Here is a 14886-nt window from a genome sequence, read left to right on the forward strand (position 1 = left end):
TAGCGGTGTTAAGGATGCGTCAAGATGCTGGGGAATCCAGGTCCCGCAGGTCCGGCCGGTACTAGATTCGGCTGTGCCCGCGGCGCCGTGCTGTGGACTGAAAGGCTTTCATGACCACCATGAGCAGGCCCCCGGCCGACCCGTCCGCCCTCCGCCCGACGCGGAAGGCGGCCTTTGGCAGTTGGCTGCTGTTCGGACTGCAGGACTCCAAAGGCGCACACCAGGGCCCAGGTGGCCTCGCGGCTGACGAGGAGAAGAAGCACCACTGGTGGCAGGTGATGTGCCTGACGGGCGTGGACTACTTCTCTACCCTCGGGTACCAGCCGGCCATCGCGGCACTGGCTGCCGGTGCCATCTCTCCCCTGGCCACGCTGGTCCTGGTTGCTGTGACCTTGTTAGGGGCCCTGCCGGTCTATCGGAGGGTGGCGGGCGAGAGCCCCCGCGGTGAGGGGTCCATCGCGATGCTGGAACGGCTGCTCCCCCGGTGGGGCGGAAAGCTTCTGGTGCTGGTGCTGCTCGGTTTTGCCGCGACGGACTTCATGATCACCATGACCCTCTCCGCTGCCGATGCCACCGCGCACCTCATCGAAAACCCGTTTGCTCCGGAGTTCCTGCACGGCCAGGAGGTGGCAGTGACGCTGGTGCTGCTTGCGTTGCTCGCCGCGGTCTTCCTTCGCGGGTTCAAGGAGGCCATCGGCGTCGCCGTCGTACTGGTGGTCCTGTACCTGGGGCTCAATGTGGTGGTCATCGCCACGTCGCTCGGCGAGGCGGCGGCCCATCCGGTTGCTGTCGGTGACTGGTGGCAGACCCTCAACACATCGCACGGCAATCCGCTCATGGCAGTGGCCATGGCATTACTGGTCTTCCCCAAACTGGCCCTGGGACTGTCCGGCTTCGAAACAGGAGTGGCGGTGATGCCGCAGGTGCGCGGTGGCGCCGGTGATACCGACGGGGACCCGGCCGGACGGATCCAGGGGACACGGAAGATGCTGACCGCCGCCGCAATGATCATGAGTGCCTTCCTGGTGACGAGCAGTTTTACGACGGTGGTCCTGATCCCCGGGCACGAGTTCCAGCCCGGCGGGGAAGCGAACGGAAGGGCGTTGGCGTTCCTTGCGCACGAATACCTGGGAGACGGGTTCGGAACCGTGTATGACCTCAGCACCATCGCCATTCTCTGGTTCGCCGGGGCATCCGCAATGGCGGGCCTGCTGAACCTTGTTCCCCGATACTTGCCGCGGTACGGCATGGCCCCCGAATGGGCGAAGGCCGTCCGCCCACTGGTGCTCGTCTTCACGCTCACCGGGTTCCTCATCACATGGCTGTTTGAGGCCGACGTCGATGCCCAGGGCGGTGCGTACGCCACCGGCGTCCTGGTGCTGATGACTTCGGCGGCGGTGGCCGTGACGCTCTCGGCGCGCCGCCTGCAGCAACGGAAGCGGGCCATGGGGTTCGGAGTGATTGCCGTGCTTTTTGTCTACACCACAGTCACCAACATCTTTGAGCGGCCCGAGGGAATCAGGATTGCGGGGTTTTTCATCCTGGGGATCGTGAGCATTTCGCTGCTGTCCAGGGTGTTGCGTTCCTTCGAATTGCACGCCACCCATGTCCGGTTGGATACGCAGGCGCTGGAGTTCATGGCGGAGAACCTGTCGGGGCCCATCGGCATCATCGCCCACGAACCGCTCCGCCAGTCCGCGGAGGCCTACCGGCAGAAGCTGGCGTCCGCCACCGAAGCCAGCCACTTCCCCTCGGACTACCGGCCCCTGTTCCTGGAAGTCACCGTGGATGATTCCTCCGACTTCGAAACGGCGCTGGAAGTCCGGGGCGTAGTGCGGCATGGTTTCGCCGTGCTGGAGGTGCACGGACCCGTAGTACCCAACACCATCGCCTCGGTGCTCCTCCATATCCGGGACGTGACTGGCCTGATGCCGCACGTGTACTTCCGCTGGACCGAAGGCAACCCTGCCGTGAACCTCCTGCGCTTCCTGGTGCTGGGCGAGGGTGAGATCGCTCCCGTGACACGGGAGATCCTGCGGGAGGCCGAACCGGATGTCACCAAGCGGCCGTGGGTGCACGTGGGGTGAGGACGTCCGACGGCGGCCGGATCACTTTGGTGCGGCCCGGGACATTGCCGGGTATCTCCTTGCCTGTCCCTAGACTTGGTGCGTGACTGATGCGCAGGTTCTGCATGCCTACGCCGCGCGTGCGGCAGAATACACGAGCGTCCTTGGCGCCATCGAGGACATGCACGAGCACGACCTGCGCCGGATTGAACGGTGGGCCGGGGAGATTCGCGGTCCGGTTATCGACGCCGGGTGCGGCCCGGGACATTGGACGGACTACCTTCACAAACGGGGTGTCGACATCGCAGGTGTTGATGTCGTTCCCGAGTTCATAGAGATCGCCCGACTCCGCTTCCCCGAGGTACTGTTCCGGGTCTCCTCAGTTCGTGCCCTGGACGTGGCGGACGGGGGCCTGAGTGGCGTGCTCGCCTGGTATTCGCTGATTCACTTGGTTCCGGCGGAGCTACCGCATATTCTTTCCGAACTCGCACGCGTGCTCAGGCCCCAAGGGCGCCTGCTCATTGGCTTTTTCGAGGGCGTTTCCGCCGAGCCATTCGACCATGCCATCACAAAGGCTTACTACTGCTCTTTAGACCAGATGAGCCGGCTACTGCAGGATGCCGGGTTCGAGGTTCTCGACGTCGAAACGAGGCATGACGCCGGCAGGCGGCCGCATGCAGCCATTGCTGCGATCCGCCGGTAAGGGTTCGCTTTTCCCGAACCCGGGGAACAACCGGAACGGCACGACGTCGAATACTGTGGATCCGGTGACGGACGAGCAATTTCAGGCAAAAAGCGGCTGGGTGACTGTGCCCCATGCCGAAATCTACTGGGAAGCCACCGGAGATCCCGACGGGATTGCGGTCCTTTACCTTCATGGAGGCCCTGGCGGTTCCCTTGGTCGGGGCGGGTACCGTAAACGCCACGACCCCGGCCGGTTCCGCACTATCGGTCTTGACCAACGCGGTTGCGGCAAGAGCACTCCCGTCGTCCAGGACGACCTTGACCACCTGCCCGAGAACACGACGCAAGCCTTGATCAAAGACATCGAGGCTGTGAGAGAACACTTGGGTGTACAGAAGTGGATCGTGACCGGCGTTTCCTGGGGTAGCACGCTTGCCCTCGCCTATGCCCTGGAGTACCCCGCGCGGGTTCTCGGCATCGCTTTGGTAGCGGTGACAACAAGCAGCAGGGACGAGATCCAGTGGATCACAGAAGACGTTGGACGCATCTTCCCCGAAGCATGGGCTGAGTTCGCACAAGCGGCCAGCGCGGCCCCCGGCGAACGGATAGTGGATGCTTACGCTCGTCGGCTGGCGGGCCAGGATCGCGCAGACGCGCGCCTCGCTGCACTGTCTTGGGACCGGTGGGAATCAACGCACATTTCGCTTGATCCTAACTGGCTTCCTGGCCTGCTGTTCGAAGACGAGCGCCAACGGATGACCTTCGCGCTCCTGGTCACGCACTACTGGTCCAAGGACGGATTCCTCGTCGATGGCCGGGAAATCATCCCGCGGATCCACGAGCTCAATGGCATCCCCGGCTACCTCATCCACGGCAGGCGGGACATCAGCGGCCCCGCCGTCACGGCATGGCAGTTGCACCGGCGCTGGGAGTCCAGCCGGCTTATCGTCATCGAGGACGAGGGCCATGGCGGAACTCGATGCATGGCAGCACTGACACGAGCAGTCGAAGAAATCGCTGCACTGGCCTGAGTTCACTTGCACCGACGGCTGCGGAGCGTTCTAGGCCAGTTGAGTGAGAATGACGGGTCCGGATTCCGTGACTGCAACCGTGTGCTCGGAATGCGCGGTCCGCCGGCCATTGGAGCTGCACAGGGTCCACCCGTCGGGAGCTGTCACCAGCTTGCTGGTGCCGTCCATAACCCAAGGCTCTATTGCCAGAAGCAGTCCAGGCCGCAGCACGTATCCACGGCCAGGCGCACCGATATTCGGAATATGCGGATCCTGGTGCATGGTGCTTCCAACACCATGTCCGCCAAATTCGGTATTGACCTCAAAATGCGCTGATTCGAGCACTGCGCCAATTGCGTGGGAGATATCTCCGATACGGGCTCCGGACTCGGCCGCCCGGATGCCAGCCAGAAGCGCTTTTTCCGTGGTTTCAATCATCTTCAGGTCCCCGGGCGCGGCAGAACTCCCTACAACGAAGCTGATGGCGGAATCAGTGACCCAACCATCGACACTTGCCGCGAAATCAAGCGTGAGCAGGTCCCCGTCCACTAAAACGTAGTCATGAGGGAGTCCGTGCAGGACGGCATCGTTGACGGACGTGCAGATGACTTTTCCGAATGGCCCGCGCCCAAACGCCGGGGCATAGTCGACATAACACGAGCGGGCTCCTGCGCTCCGGATCATCGAAGCTGCCCATTCGTTGATGTCCAGGAGATTGGTCCCCGGCTCGATTCTCTGACGCAAGTCCGACAAGGTTTTTGCCACGAATTGGCCCGAGTGACGTGCTTGGTCAATTTCCCGGGGTGTGAGTAGCTCAATCAACGAATCCTCCAATATAGAACCGGTATTATTATAACGGTACTATGCTGGGAGGATGGTCAGAGTTCCTCTTAGCCCCGAAGATGTCCGCGCCGGGAGGCTGCTCGGAGAGATGCTCCGTCATGCACGCGGAGAACGGACCCTTGTCCAGGTGGCTCTCGGAGCAGGAATATCCCCTGAGACGCTCAGGAAAATCGAGACGGGTCGAATCGCGACGCCTTCTTTCGTGATCGTGGCTTCCCTGGCCGAGGAACTGGGCCTCTCGTTGGATGCTATCCAGCGAACGCTGCGAAGGTCGTCCGGCGAAAAGCTCGATGTAGCCTCCTAGAGCACGTAGGGTTCGAACCATGGACGCATCTGGGGGGACCGTTTTTCGTCGGGTGCGCAGGCAAATAGTGCTGTCGACGGCGGGCCTTACTATCGGCGTCGTAGCAGCTGCGTGTGGGTTGGCGCCTCCGCAGGGCTCAGTCTCCGACAACCACACCGCCGCCAGGCCGTCGTCTATGGCTCAAGCACCCTCGACGGGCGCAGAGTTGTCGCCGGGCAAGACTCCCGCACCGGTTCCGCCGGCGCCTCCCACGGCTTCCAGTCAGGGTGCAGACGACTGCTTGGAACAAGGCCCGGAAGAGGCCCGTGCCAATGGAGTGCTGCAGTGCCAGTACTTCACTTCCGGCTCCCTGATGCCGGACTCAGTCCCGTCTGGCCCGGGCCTAAGCTCCGGCGACTACGCCGTAAGGTTCTCCAACGTTGGGGGAAGCACATTGATGACCGTCCGGATCCCCTATGCTTCGTACGCGCTGAGGGTTAGCATTGTCGGCCAGACAATCACGCCGGAGCCGGGGTCCATGGAAAGCTCCATTGGCACCTGCAACTTCCCGTGGGATGAGGAGCAGAAGCGGATGGCAAGGTACCTCCAAGGGCCGTTGCAGTTCGCGCCAAAGGAAGCTGGCATCGTGCTCCATAACCCTGAATGGGGAGTCACTCTGTTCCGCACTCCCTACGCTTGACGGCGGCCGTGTCGTTGCCCAACGACGTCCACCTGTCTATCCGGCCCGGCTCTCTCCCGCCCGGCGCACCATTTCGTTGATCCAGATGGGCGCGAACGGAGAAGTGCAGTTGGGCGGCGTCGGGTAATCCTTGAGCACTTCGAGTCGCTCACCGATGTCCAGTGCACGGGCGCGGAGCTCGGCGTGCTCAATCCCGATCTGAGCCAGGCAATGGTTCATCGCCCACTGCAGCCGATCAGGTGCCTCCCGCATCTCGGACTCAATGACGTCGAGGAGGCCGGGGAGGTCCAGACCTTCAGGACTCTTCGCCACGCGTTCAGTGGTCAGCGCCCAGCCGGCACTGGCGACCACTGGATCCGGATCCGCGAACCAGGACTGGCGCAGGTCTTCGGAGTGGGGGCTCTTCTTTACTACGTAGTTCACGAGCCAGTCGTGCACCTTGGGCGTACCTGCCTCGCGCAGCATGGCGTCCAGCTCATCGCGCTCGTACGCCTTGGGCCGGCAGATCAGAAGCGCCAGGAGCCTCGCCGCGGTGTCATTCGTTTCCCAGAGCTGGCGCGCAAGTTCCTGCTGGGTCTTCAGCCGCTTCGCCACAGCGCGCAGCTTGCTGAGGTTCACGCCGTGATCGTCCCCGCGCTTCTCGTTCACCTCGCGTGCCCTTGGGTCCTCGAGTGCGGCGAGCTCGGCCATCACCTGGTCCACTGTCGTTTCGGCCACCGTCGTATCAGCCACGTCTGCCTCCCTGTCGATCATGTGTGCGATTCAGCCTACGACCGAAAACTGGAAGCATCGAACACTTAGTCACGAACCCATTCACGTACGAGCCTTACGAAATCCTCCTGCCGTGCTGCCGCTACTTCCGCGCTGGGAAAAATCACTTGGCCGCGGTCTTGCCCGATCATTTCCAACAGCCCGCTCCACTTCGACGCATCAAAATGGAAGACATCCTCGTTCGTCTTGGCACCCCGGTGGAAAATGAGCTGAATGTGATTCAGCGGGCGCAGGTTGAATGTCACCCGGTCAACGGAATTGAAGCAGAAGCTCGGTGCTTTCCACTTGATGTGCTCCGTTATTGCGTCATCGCCGTTGAGGACTGCCAGCCGGAGCGACTCAATTGCCGGCTTGAAGGGGTGATCCAGCGACTCCAGGAACGAATCAACCACCGGGTTTCGATTTAGTGTCATGAAACAGTCAAGCACTTTCGCTGTCCGCTACGTGCTCATCGCTGAGATATCTGACGATAGGCTTTGACATGTCCGAATCAGGTCAACGTAGCTTCTTGGGGGAAGAACGCATGGACGCCAATCCGCTGAATTTTCTGGTGCTGTGCGCCGTGGGCGCAGCCGTTTTCTTTTATGTCCTGTACGGCGTGGTTCGCGCTGCGACCCTTGATGGAATCATCGACGCGGCACGCCAAGCCGAAAAGGCGAAGGCATCTGGGGATGAATCGGAACTCCGCGGCTAGCTGAACGGCAGCAGGCCAACTACAGCGGCTGCATCGACAGGCGAGGACGTATCCACCCTGACAACGGTGTCGATGCTCAAAGGCGCGCCGTTTGCTGACCACTCGGCCCAGTCCCGCTCCGCACTGATCCCGACCGGATGAATCTTGTGACGCCGCCGACCAGGAAGGCCATTTACCATGATTACTGAGTCGGCCAGGATTTGCCTGATTGAGAGGGCAAGTCGCGAGTGCGCTATTCCCAGCCGGGCCGTAGGCTCATGGGCATGGCCAGATACTTCGACGTTCATCCCCAGGATCCCCAGCCGCGCGCCATCACGCAGGCCGTCCGCATAGTGCTCGACGGCGGCCTGATCGCCTACCCAACGGACTCCTGCTACGCGTTAGGCGCACAGTTGGGCAATAAAGACGCGTTGGACCGGATCCGGACCATCCGCAAGCTCGACGACAAGCACCACTTCACCCTTGTCTGCAAGGACTTCGCCCAGCTGGGCCAGTTCGTGAACATCGGCAACGACGTCTTTCGCAGCATCAAGTCCGTTACCCCTGGCAGCTATACCTTTATCCTGCCGGCCACCAAGGAAGTCCCGCGCCGGCTGCTGCACCCCAAGAAGAAAACTGTGGGCGTGCGGATCCCGGACAACCGCGTGGTGCAGGCACTGCTGGCAGAGCTGGGCGAGCCACTCCTTTCCAGTACATTGCTCCTTCCCGACGAAGAGGACCCGCTGACCCAAGGCTGGGAGATCAAGGAACGCCTGGACCACGAAGTGGACGCAGTCATCGATTCCGGCGACTGCGGGTCCGAGCCCACCACCGTGGTGGATTTCTCCAGCGGCGTTGCCGAGGTGGTACGCCGCGGCACCGGAGACCCCTCCCGCTTCGAATAGGTTCCCTTCCGCGAGATGACACTTAACGACAGTGTTCGACGGCGGAGCTACCGTTAAGTGCCACCTCGCGGGAACGAACGGGCCCCCGATCAGTCAGTGAATCCCGCCTTAGTCCTGCTTGCGCGCCCGGCTGGGCTGCACACGCGGAGGCTCGCCAGGCATCTTGGGATAGTCGGGCGGGAACGGCATCTCACCGAGTCCTGCCTTCACGTCACGGTCCCACCAGTCCAAAAGGGTGTCGATGGTCCCCGGATTCGCGTTAATGTCCGCCCAAGGATCGCCAACGGTTTTCAGCCGGTCCGGGACAGTGAGGATGGTGAAGTCCTTCGGACTGATGCTCTCCAGTTCCTCCCACGTGATGGGGCAGGAAACCGACGCGTGGGCCAGGGCGCGGGGACTATAGGCGCCGGCGATGGTCCGGTCGCGGTTCGCCTGGTTGAAGTCCAGGAAGACCTTCTCGCCGCGCTCCTCCTTCCACCAGGACGTAGTGACCTTGTCGGGCATGCGCCGTTCCAGCTCGCGGGCGGCAGCGATGACCGCGTGCCGGACATCCAGGAACTCATGCGTGGGCTTGATCGGTGCGTAAACGTGGAGCCCACGGTTTCCTGATGTCTTGATGAAACAGTCCAGGCCTGCCTCCGCCAGTACCTCCTTCAGCGCCAGCGCGGCCGGAACTGCGTCGTCGAAGTCAGTTCCCGGCTGGGGATCCAAGTCGATCCGGAGCTGGTCGGGGTTGTCCGTATTCCCGGTCCGCGACGGCCAGGGGTGGAACACCACAGTGTTCATCTGCACGGCCCAGACCGCGGCCGCCGGCTCGTCGAGCACCAGCATGGGATGCGAGCGCGCGCTCGGAAAAACCACCTTCACCGACCGGATGAACTCCGGCGTACCCTTGGGCGGGTTCTTTGAGAAGAACTGCTCTCCGTCGACGTTGTCTGAGTACCTTTGCAGTGCCACCGGCCGGTCGCCGTTAGCGGCAATGAAGGCCTCCCCAACGTCCACTATGTAGCGCGCCAGGTCCAGCTTGGTCAGCCCCAGCTCGGGCCAGAGGACCCTGCTGGGGCTGGAAATCCGCATCTCACGCTCGCCGTTGGGCCCGGGGACGGTAAGGGTAGTCTGTTCGCTCGCCATGGGGACAAGCTACACCCCGCCTTTCCGCTGGCAAACCACATTGCATCGGGCCCGGCGTCGGAACCAGCGGACTTCCGGCATGATGGATCCATGACCGTCTCAGAGTCCCCCCTGACCATCGCCGTGGGCGACGTCGGGGTTTCTGCTTCCTATGCCCGTCCCGAGCAGCCGTTTGCAACGCTGGTATTGGCCCACGGAGCGGGTGCGGGCATGGAGCATCCGTTCATGCGCGGGTTCACCGACGCCCTCAACGACGAAGGCGTGGCCACCTTGCGGTTCAACTTTCCGTACCGGGAGGCGGGACGGAAGTTCCCGGACCGGCCCCCGGTGGCGGTCGCGGCCTGGCGTGCGGCAATGGACGAGGCAGCGCGGCAGGGCGCGGAGCACGGGAAGAGCGGACCCATCTGGGCGGCCGGCAAGTCGTTCGGCGGGCGGATGGCGTCGATGGCCGTCGCGGAAGGCATGGACACCGCCGGGCTGGTTTACCTCGGCTATCCGCTGCACCCGCCGGGCAAGCCGGAAAAAATCCGCGACGAACACCTTTACGGGCTGACGCTTCCCATGTTGTTCCTGCAGGGTTCCCGCGACACCTTTGCCACTCCGGAACTATTGGAGGGCGTGGTGTCCCGGATCGGCACATCCGCCGTAGTGGAGTGGATCGAGGGTGGAGACCACTCCTTTGCCATCGCAGGCAGGAAGCGAAGCGCCGAAGACATCGGAGCGTCATTGGCCCCGACGGTTGCGGACTTCATGCGCGCCCGCAGCTGACCCTCCCGCTATGCGGCGTCCTCGTGCCACCAGCCTTCCCAGGCGGTGGAACTCAATTGTCCGTTGGGGAACCCGGCCTGGCCGTTTCCGCTGCCATACGGACGGTTCTCGTCACTCCGGCGGGCGTCCAGCAGGAGGTTAAGGCTACTCAAAAGCAACATTGTTGTGTCCTTTCATGTCGTGGTGTGGACCACGCTGTCCACGTACCGACGAGCCTAACGGCGTGATGTTTCAGCACGTCGACGCCACGTTTCCGGTATGTATCGTTCCTCTCACCCTGTCTTCCGGGGACGATGAATCCGCCCGCTGATATCGTCACATCCGGGATTTGGTCCGTGCGGTTGGCTGCGCCGTCCATGGATCCTCGGGCCACGGGTGCTTCGGATAGCGGCCCCTCATCTCGGCCCTCACCTGCGCGTACGGCCCGGACCAGAAGGACGCCAGATCGTCCGTTACGGCCAGCGGACGCCGGGCCGGTGACAGGAGGTGAAACAGGACGGGCACGCGTCCTCCCACCAGCCTCGGCGTCTCCGCCCAGCCGAAGCATTCCTGGAGCTTGACCGCCACTACCGGCCTGCCGCCGGCGCCAGGTTCCGCAGGTTCAGGCCGTCCAGGAGCCGCCGCGGCACCAGCCGCCGTTGCGCGGTCCGGAACGTCCGGGTAGTCGATGCGCACCCGCGATCCACTGGGAACTTCCAGGGTTTCCGGCGCGAGCTCCGGCAGCTTCGCAGCTTCGGGCCAGGGCAGGAGCCGCCGCAGAGGGTCGGTGAGGTCGATGCTGCCGGTGGCCGCTCCCCCGGCCAATTTCTCAAGCTCCGGCCCCAGCCAGTCGTCCAGGCGCGCGAGCAGTGCGGATTCGGAGACGTCGGGCCAGGGCTCGCCCAGTTCGCGGCGGAGCAGGGCGAGCCGACGGCGCAAGGTGTCCGCCGCCGTCGACCATCCGATCGTTTCCAGCCCGTCTTTGGCCAGGGCGCGTGCCACCGCAGCGCGCCCTTCGTCCGGGGAGGGGCGGACCGGAGTGGAGGACAGCACGATCGCTCCGAGCCGGCGCTCCCGCCGTGCTGTGACGCGGGCCCTGCTGAAGTTCGCTTCGATAGTGTCGGTGAGGAGGTGGCGGGCCGCCGCTTCCGCGGTGTCCGCCGTGATCGGTGCAGCGGAACGGATCACGGCACCCGTGCCGGCAGCGTCCCGGCCCTCTGCGCGCGACACCTCCGCAACGGCCAGCCACTCATGCCCGGCCAGGGAACTTCCCGCCGGTAACCCGGCCCGGGTGCCTGACGACAGCAGGTAGCGCTCCGGCCCCTGGCCTGGAACGCGCCGCGCCACCCGGTCTGGAAATGCGAGGGCGACGACGGCACCCACCGCTTCCGCCTTGGCAGACGTCGAGTTCGGGGCAGCGCTCAGGACTGGGGGCACGACGCCGGCGCCCTCCTTCCGAGCGATGGTTTCCATCCGCCTCACGTCCTCCTCCCAACGCCGGGATCCAGGCTCCTTGCCCGTGCGGAGGGCCGCGATGAGCCGCGTAAGGTCGGCACCCGGGGCGCGTTGGTCCCCCGCTACCAGGGCCACCGCCTCGGCGGCTGTCCGTACGCCAACGGAGGCGGCGCCGTCCAGGAGCGCGCGGGCCAGCCTCGGATCGGCGGGGATCCTCGCCAGGGTCCTGCCCAGCGCTGTGGCGTGGCCGTCCTGCGCCACCGCGCCGAGTTCCCGGAGCACCTCAACGGCCTCCTGCATCGCTGCCGGCGGGGGCGCATCCGGAAGCGCCAGTCCCGCTCCGGCGGGCGAACCCCAGCAGGCCAGGACCAGGGCAGCGGCGGTGAGGTCGGCGACGGCGATCTCCGGCGTGACATGGGCAGGTGCCGCGCCGAAGGCCTTCTGGTCGTAGCAGCGGACCACCAGGCCCGGACCTTGCCGGGCGGCCCGGCCGGCGCGCTGCTCCGCAGAGGCACGGGAGCACGAGACAGTCACCAGACCGGACATGCCCCGGCTTGCGTCTCGCCGCGGCTCGCGGGTCAGGCCCGAGTCAACGACGACGCGGACGCCCGGGACGGTCAGTGAGGATTCGGCGAGGTCTGTGCAGACGATGATCCGGGACAGCGCTTCGTCGGTGCGACCGGACACGGCACGGTCCTGCTCGGCCGGGCTGACCTGACCATGCAGCTCCAGGATTTCCGTTCCTGGGCCGGTCCTGGCCCGCAGGCGTCCTGCAACGTGGGACACTTCCCGGGCGCCGGGGACAAACACCAGCGTGTCCGTATCGGGAGTGGCCCTGGCGTGCGCCCCTGCGGCGGTGTCCGCAACGTGGTCCAGGAAGCCGCGGGTCACGCCGCGGCTGTCCAGCCTGGCAGCCCCGGCGGGCATCCATTCAACGGCCAGGGGGTACAGGGCCGATGGGCAGTCGATCACGGGAGCCGGCCCGCCGCCGTCGTGATCTTCTGTTCCTGCGGTGGAGGCACCAATCAGGGCCGCAAACCGTGGCGCGTCCAGTGTGGCGGACATGGCCACCAGGGTGAGGTCCCCGCGGAGCTGGCGCACTTCAGTGAGCATGCCCAGCAACAGGTCCGTCTCCAGCCCGCGTTCGTGGACCTCGTCCAGGATCACCGCGCCCGCCGTCTCCAGTCCCGGGTCATCAAGCAGCCGGCGGAGCAGAATCCCCGGAGTGACGAACTCGATGACGGTGCCGGAGCCCGTTTGGCGCTCGCCGCGGACGGTGTAGCCCACCCGGTCGCCGAGGCGGCTGCCGTCCAGTGCGGCCAGGCGCCGGGCTGCTGCGCGGGCAGCCACGCGCCGTGGCTGCGTGACCACCACCCGCCGCTGCCCGTCAGGGGTACCGGCCAGCAGGTTGGCGAGCAGAGGCGGAACCAGCGTGGTCTTGCCCGTTCCCGGCGGCGCCTGCACCACCGCAGTCCCGGCCTCTGCGTCCCGCCTGAGCGCCGCAGTGAGGTCGCCGAGGGAATCGGCAAAGGCCAGGCCGGCCCCAATGGCAGCCAGGTCAAACGTCGCGGCAGAGTTCGGAGAAGTCACCCGTCCATTCTCCCCGCACGACAGGTGCCCGGCTGTCTATCCCGTCAGGAGCCTGCGTAGGAGAGACTGGAGGCTGCCACACACGAAAGCGGGACCAAGCATGATCAATCTCCAGCAGGACGCAGAAGGCTTCATCCGGATGAAGCGCCATTTTCCCGGCAGTGCGGAGGTGACTGTCACGTTTGCCGACGGCACCCAGGAAGTATTCAGCGGCCTCCGGCTGAACCGTATCTACGACGAAGCCAAGGCCGAATACCGAGCACAGAACCAGCTCGACGCCAAGGGATTTTCCAGGGGTCCGAAGAAGAAGGTCCAGGAAGGCATCGAATTCGTGGCCATCCATCCTGGCATGGGGAAGACGGAGGACGGGCGGCAGAAGCAGTAGCCCACCCCATGGCCTAGGAAGGAGGGAGCAGGGTCAGCCCTTGTCTTCCTTGCCTATATCGTGCAGGCTGCCCGGACCTCCGGGGCCGGCGTTGGTCCTTCTGTTGATCAGCCACGTGAGGACCCAGAGCACCACACCGATGGCCATCAGGCCGCCGGCGATCTGGTACTGGATGACGTTCCGGCCCACCCACGGGCCGGCCAGGAAGGCGCACAGCAGCGCGGCGACCAGCGGCAGCTGCCCCGGCGAGGTGAAGAACACCTTGCGGTTGGGATCCCGCTTGCGGCGCAGGACCAGGCAGGCCACGTTGACCACGGTGAAGACGCATAGCAGCAGGAACGCGGTGGTCCCGGAGAGGTTTGCCACGATGTTGCTCTGAGGGTCGGATGTGACGTACCAGATAAGGCCGAGCGCCAGGACGGTGGAGAACAGGATGCCGGCCCACGGTGTGCGGCGTACCGGGAGCACCTTCCCGAGCGGCCGGGGCAAGACGTGCTGGCGGGCCATGCCGTAGATCAGGCGGCTGGCCATCAGCATATTTATCAAGGCTGTGTTGGCGACGGCGAAGACGGCAAGGAACGGGAAGATCCTGTCGATCGGGAAGTCCGGCGAACCCTTATGCACCACCTCAAGGAGGGCCGCCCCCTCGGCTTCCCTGATGTTCTCCAGCTCCGTGGGCGAGAGCACGCTGACCACGGATATGGCAACCAGCATGTAGAGGATTACCGCCACGCCAAGACCGGTGAGCATGGTCCGGGGGAAGATCTTCTCCGGATGATGGGTCTCCTCCACCATGTTCACGGAGTCCTCGAAACCAACCATCGCGAAGAACGCGATGGATGTCGCCGCCGTGACTGCCAGGAACAACCCTTTGTCCTGGTAGTCGTTGAAGACGAATATTTCTCCAGCGTTCCCCGTCCCCTGGGCCATGACGAAGAAGCCGACACCGATCACGATGCAGAGCGCGATCATCTCCACGAGGGTCAGCACCACGTTGAACTTCACGCTCTCGCCCACGCCGCGGAGGTTGATGACCGCCAGCAGCAGCATAAAGGCCATCGCCACCAGGGTGATGACCTCCCGTCCAGGCACTTCCATCCAGCCGTTGACTTCCAGGCCGCCGAAGAAGTTCTGGGCGAGGACGTTCGCTGAGGTGGAAGCGCTGGTGATGCCGGAGCAGACCACGGCGAATGCCACCAGGAACGTGACGAAGTGGATTCCGAAGGCCTTGTGCGTGTACAGCGCCGCACCGGCGGCCTGAGGGTACTGCGTAACCAGCTCCAGGTACGAGAACGCCGTCAGCGTCGCGACGACGAAGGCCAGCAGGAACGGCAACCACACGATGCCGCCCACGGTGCCGGCCATGGTGCCAGTCACGGCGTAGACGCCGGCACCAAGGATGTCGCCGACGATAAAGAGGAGCAGGAGCTTGGGGCCGAGGACCCGCTTGAGTTTGGGTCCGTCCCCCTCGGGCGTCACGTCGTACACTTCTTCAGACGTCTGGCTCATGGCTGACCTCCACAACGGGTAGACGGCTCCCGGTGGAACCGCAGCAGGATTCCCGGTCTTTTGTGACCTACTTCACTTTGAACCTCTCAGGTCACTTTGGCAACACCCCAGAGGCGCGGCGGTATAGCCTAGCC

General features: G+C 64.4%; 15 protein-coding genes. 8 read left to right on the top strand and 7 right to left on the bottom strand.

The features are described from left to right. The first annotated feature begins 110 nt into the window (after positions 1 to 110). The 3 genes from ACFC25_RS19155 to ACFC25_RS19165 all read left to right on the top strand — a co-directional run bounded on the left by ACFC25_RS19155 (position 111) and on the right by ACFC25_RS19165 (position 3781). On the top strand, positions 111 to 2087 hold the full coding sequence (locus ACFC25_RS19155) for an amino acid transporter (protein ID WP_376048101.1): 1977 nt from the start codon (positions 111 to 113) through the stop codon (positions 2085 to 2087). A gap of 82 nt (positions 2088 to 2169) precedes the next feature. Further along, entirely contained in the window at positions 2170 to 2769 is a 600-nt protein-coding gene (locus ACFC25_RS19160; protein ID WP_376048104.1) for a class I SAM-dependent methyltransferase, read from the top strand. Beyond that, positions 2741 to 3781 carry an alpha/beta fold hydrolase gene (locus tag ACFC25_RS19165; protein ID WP_376048107.1) on the top strand — a complete coding sequence of 347 codons (1041 nt, stop codon included), beginning with the start codon at positions 2741 to 2743 and terminating at the stop codon, positions 3779 to 3781. The genes ACFC25_RS19160 and ACFC25_RS19165 overlap by 29 nt, the downstream gene beginning before the upstream one ends. A 30-nt stretch (positions 3782 to 3811) precedes the next feature. Here the strand turns inward: ACFC25_RS19165 and map are convergent, their stop codons facing one another. Continuing rightward, the gene (gene map, locus ACFC25_RS19170; RefSeq protein ID WP_337347272.1) at positions 3812 to 4582 is read right to left on the bottom strand and encodes a type I methionyl aminopeptidase; all 771 of its coding nucleotides are present in this window, start codon (positions 4580 to 4582) and stop codon (positions 3812 to 3814) included. Positions 4583 to 4634: 52 nt separating this feature from the next. Between map and ACFC25_RS19175 the strand changes: the two genes are divergently transcribed. Next, complete coding sequence (locus tag ACFC25_RS19175) at positions 4635 to 4907, top strand: helix-turn-helix transcriptional regulator (RefSeq protein WP_337347271.1); 273 nt, start codon at positions 4635 to 4637, stop codon at positions 4905 to 4907. A 715-nt stretch (positions 4908 to 5622) separates the two neighbouring features. On the opposite strand, the gene ACFC25_RS19180 is transcribed toward ACFC25_RS19175, so the two are convergent. Continuing rightward, positions 5623 to 6276, bottom strand: a complete 654-nt coding sequence (locus ACFC25_RS19180; RefSeq protein WP_376048189.1) for a DNA alkylation repair protein — start codon at positions 6274 to 6276, stop codon at positions 5623 to 5625. A 107-nt stretch (positions 6277 to 6383) separates the two neighbouring features. Beyond that, a complete protein-coding gene (locus ACFC25_RS19185) occupies positions 6384 to 6749 on the bottom strand; it encodes a DUF1801 domain-containing protein (RefSeq protein ID WP_337352510.1) in 366 nt (121 codons plus the stop codon). A 131-nt stretch (positions 6750 to 6880) separates the two neighbouring features. Between ACFC25_RS19185 and ACFC25_RS19190 the strand changes: the two genes are divergently transcribed. After that, positions 6881 to 7051 carry a hypothetical protein gene (locus tag ACFC25_RS19190; RefSeq protein ID WP_376048112.1) on the top strand — a complete coding sequence of 57 codons (171 nt, stop codon included), beginning with the start codon at positions 6881 to 6883 and terminating at the stop codon, positions 7049 to 7051. A gap of 263 nt (positions 7052 to 7314) precedes the next feature. Further along, positions 7315 to 7935, top strand: coding sequence for an L-threonylcarbamoyladenylate synthase (locus ACFC25_RS19195; protein ID WP_337347266.1), 621 nt, complete (start codon positions 7315 to 7317; stop codon positions 7933 to 7935). Positions 7936 to 8043: 108 nt separating this feature from the next. On the opposite strand, the gene ligD is transcribed toward ACFC25_RS19195, so the two are convergent. Then, on the bottom strand, positions 8044 to 9066 hold the full coding sequence (gene ligD, locus ACFC25_RS19200) for a non-homologous end-joining DNA ligase (RefSeq protein WP_376048115.1): 1023 nt from the start codon (positions 9064 to 9066) through the stop codon (positions 8044 to 8046). Positions 9067 to 9156: 90 nt separating this feature from the next. On the opposite strand from ligD, the gene ACFC25_RS19205 reads away from it, so the two are divergent. Then, positions 9157 to 9834: an alpha/beta family hydrolase gene (locus tag ACFC25_RS19205; RefSeq protein ID WP_376048118.1), complete on the top strand. Its 678-nt coding sequence runs from the start codon at positions 9157 to 9159 to the stop codon at positions 9832 to 9834. An 8-nt stretch (positions 9835 to 9842) separates the two neighbouring features. On the opposite strand, the gene ACFC25_RS19210 is transcribed toward ACFC25_RS19205, so the two are convergent. Both ACFC25_RS19210 and hrpB read right to left on the bottom strand, forming a co-directional pair. Then, the gene (locus ACFC25_RS19210; protein ID WP_376048192.1) at positions 9843 to 9986 is read right to left on the bottom strand and encodes a hypothetical protein; all 144 of its coding nucleotides are present in this window, start codon (positions 9984 to 9986) and stop codon (positions 9843 to 9845) included. Positions 9987 to 10149: 163 nt separating this feature from the next. After that, positions 10150 to 12858, bottom strand: a complete 2709-nt coding sequence (hrpB, locus tag ACFC25_RS19215; protein ID WP_376048121.1) for an ATP-dependent helicase HrpB — start codon at positions 12856 to 12858, stop codon at positions 10150 to 10152. Positions 12859 to 12958: 100 nt separating this feature from the next. On the opposite strand from hrpB, the gene ACFC25_RS19220 reads away from it, so the two are divergent. After that, the gene (locus ACFC25_RS19220; RefSeq protein WP_376048124.1) at positions 12959 to 13243 is read left to right on the top strand and encodes a hypothetical protein; all 285 of its coding nucleotides are present in this window, start codon (positions 12959 to 12961) and stop codon (positions 13241 to 13243) included. 33 nt (positions 13244 to 13276) lie between these two features. Here ACFC25_RS19220 and ACFC25_RS19225 read toward each other — a convergent pair whose 3' ends face one another. Further along, positions 13277 to 14752, bottom strand: coding sequence for an APC family permease (locus ACFC25_RS19225; RefSeq protein WP_376048127.1), 1476 nt, complete (start codon positions 14750 to 14752; stop codon positions 13277 to 13279). Positions 14753 to 14886: the final 134 nt, after the last annotated feature.

Source organism: Pseudarthrobacter sp. NPDC055928 (assembly GCF_042270935.1).
In the GTDB taxonomy this organism is placed as follows: Bacteria; Actinomycetota; Actinomycetes; order Actinomycetales; family Micrococcaceae; genus Arthrobacter.

Excerpts from the sequence above, each read along its gene's own strand:
- ACFC25_RS19180 (WP_376048189.1), bottom strand. The coding sequence starts at position 6,276 with ATGGCCGAGCTCGCCGCACTCGAGGACCCAAGGGCACGCGAGGTGAAC.
- ligD (WP_376048115.1), bottom strand. The coding sequence starts at position 9,066 with ATGGCGAGCGAACAGACTACCCTTACCGTCCCCGGGCCCAACGGCGAG.
- ACFC25_RS19155 (WP_376048101.1), top strand. The coding sequence starts at position 111 with ATGACCACCATGAGCAGGCCCCCGGCCGACCCGTCCGCCCTCCGCCCG.
- ACFC25_RS19205 (WP_376048118.1), top strand. The coding sequence starts at position 9,157 with ATGACCGTCTCAGAGTCCCCCCTGACCATCGCCGTGGGCGACGTCGGG.
- ACFC25_RS19225 (WP_376048127.1), bottom strand. The coding sequence starts at position 14,752 with ATGAGCCAGACGTCTGAAGAAGTGTACGACGTGACGCCCGAGGGGGAC.
- ACFC25_RS19195 (WP_337347266.1), top strand. The coding sequence starts at position 7,315 with ATGGCCAGATACTTCGACGTTCATCCCCAGGATCCCCAGCCGCGCGCC.
- ACFC25_RS19220 (WP_376048124.1), top strand. The coding sequence starts at position 12,959 with ATGATCAATCTCCAGCAGGACGCAGAAGGCTTCATCCGGATGAAGCGC.
- ACFC25_RS19190 (WP_376048112.1), top strand. The coding sequence starts at position 6,881 with ATGGACGCCAATCCGCTGAATTTTCTGGTGCTGTGCGCCGTGGGCGCA.
- ACFC25_RS19165 (WP_376048107.1), top strand. The coding sequence starts at position 2,741 with ATGCAGCCATTGCTGCGATCCGCCGGTAAGGGTTCGCTTTTCCCGAAC.
- ACFC25_RS19175 (WP_337347271.1), top strand. The coding sequence starts at position 4,635 with ATGGTCAGAGTTCCTCTTAGCCCCGAAGATGTCCGCGCCGGGAGGCTG.